Origin of the sequence: Methanospirillum stamsii, assembly GCF_003173335.1 — an archaeon.
Lineage (GTDB): Archaea > Halobacteriota > Methanomicrobia > Methanomicrobiales > Methanospirillaceae > Methanospirillum > Methanospirillum stamsii.
In genome coordinates, this window is record NZ_QGMZ01000074.1 from 1 (window position 1) to 1,618 (window position 1,618).

General features: G+C 36.4%; 3 protein-coding genes. All 3 read left to right on the forward strand.

Features of this window, described 5'->3' with window-relative positions; translation table 11 throughout:
• Nucleotides 1-158: 158 nt before the first annotated feature.
• The 3 genes from DLD82_RS17890 (at nucleotide 159) to DLD82_RS17900 (ending at nucleotide 1,608) form a co-directional block, all read left to right on the forward strand.
• Nucleotides 159-494 (forward strand): PIN domain-containing protein, encoded by a 336-nt coding sequence (locus DLD82_RS17890; RefSeq protein WP_109942494.1) that lies wholly within the window; start codon nucleotides 159-161, stop codon nucleotides 492-494.
• A complete protein-coding gene (locus DLD82_RS17895) occupies nucleotides 491-694 on the forward strand; it encodes a hypothetical protein (protein ID WP_109942495.1) in 204 nt (67 codons plus the stop codon). Before DLD82_RS17890 ends, DLD82_RS17895 begins: the two co-directional genes overlap by 4 nt.
• A gap of 449 nt (nucleotides 695-1,143) precedes the next feature.
• The gene (locus DLD82_RS17900) at nucleotides 1,144-1,608 is read left to right on the forward strand and encodes an acylphosphatase (protein WP_181391529.1); all 465 of its coding nucleotides are present in this window, start codon (nucleotides 1,144-1,146) and stop codon (nucleotides 1,606-1,608) included.
• Nucleotides 1,609-1,618 lie beyond the last annotated feature (10 nt).

The window sequence follows — 1,618 nt, forward strand, 5'->3', positions numbered from 1 at the left end:
ATGGGCTGAAAAATTTTTGAGCGCAAAATATTATTTCAAAATGTTATGCAACTAACTATAAATTATACCTCGATGTCTGTTGTTTATGCAGGCCCTTTGATAACCAGGATCAATTTCTCATCAGACAGGAAGCGGATTCTGTTCAGGAAATACTTTCAATGTCCAATAATTCAATCATCCTTATCGGAAGCGAGATGATAGACGAAGAAATTTTCCGGATAGGTCATATTCAGAAACGGGAATTCGTGATGGGTACCACACGACTGATGCAGGAACATATTCAAATTGATGAGAACATAAAACAAAGAACAATATCACTCCGGTCATATGGGTTCCATGCAGCAGATGCGATTCATATCGCGTGTGCAGAAAAAGCTCAGGCAACTTTTATCACAACAGATAAACAAATACTTCAAACAGCGGAAAAGAATAAGATACTACTACAATACAGTGTATTTCATCCAACAATATGGCTGATGGAGAATAATATATGACAACAAAAACAATATCCCGAATCCAACAGGAAGGAATGCAGGCTTTAATCAATACTCTCGGTCCGGTTGATGCGATCCGTTTTATTAAAATATTTGATTCTGGTTATGGTGATTATACCAACGAAAGAAAAACCTGGCTTCCTGATGATCCAGATGAGTATTTCAAATCCATCGAGAGCAGAAGAATAAAAAATAAATAATCCGTGTGGTTCCGTAAAAAAACCTAATTAAACCTTTGAATCGGAAGATTTACCTGATGATTCAGGTATTTCATTTTGGTAACAATTGCTTAAGGTGGTACAAGGTGGTCATGAGCTCTGTCGATTTATCAAGTGATATGAAATGTGACTTCCAAAATCACTTGACTTATTGGATCCCATATTTTTGAACGAAATGAAAATCTCTACCCAAAAATCATTTAGGAAAATAATCCCGAATATTGATTGAATATTATCACTTGATTTTCAGACAGAGCCAATCAATTGGCAAAATATAAGTATTAAAGATTCGGACCGTCTGATTCGAAAAAATTTCCGGTTGATACATGAACAGATTAGTAAGTTCCTTATCAGGTCTTTAGATCAGAGTGGTAAAATCCTGGCAGCGTTTTACACAGAAAAATTTTGAGTTCTTAAAGATTAATACTACTGTGGATCCTCATACATTATCCAGATATTCGATACAGGTATCCGGCATGGTCCAGCGGGTTGGATACCCCCATATTGTCCAGAATATTGCAAGGAAATATAATATTACCGGGTGTATCGAGAACCTTGAAGGGTACGATGTGCATATCATTGCAGAGGGCAGTCTATCTGACCTTGATGAATTTATCAAGGCGATTCGAATTGTAGAATATCCGATACATGTTGAAGAGATTTCTATAGTGAAAGAAGAATATTCCGGAGAATTTTCATACTTTAAAGTGATAAGAGGCTCTCCGGAAGAAGAACTTGCAGAGAGATTTGATACTGCAATTGCTATCTTTTCACGAATGGAGAAGAAACAGGATATTGCCCTTGAGAAGCATGACAAGTCCATTACATTACAGGAAGAGACACTAGCTCTACAATGTCAAGTTCGAACCGAGAGTTTTGTGAATTATATCGTTTGATCTTTATATA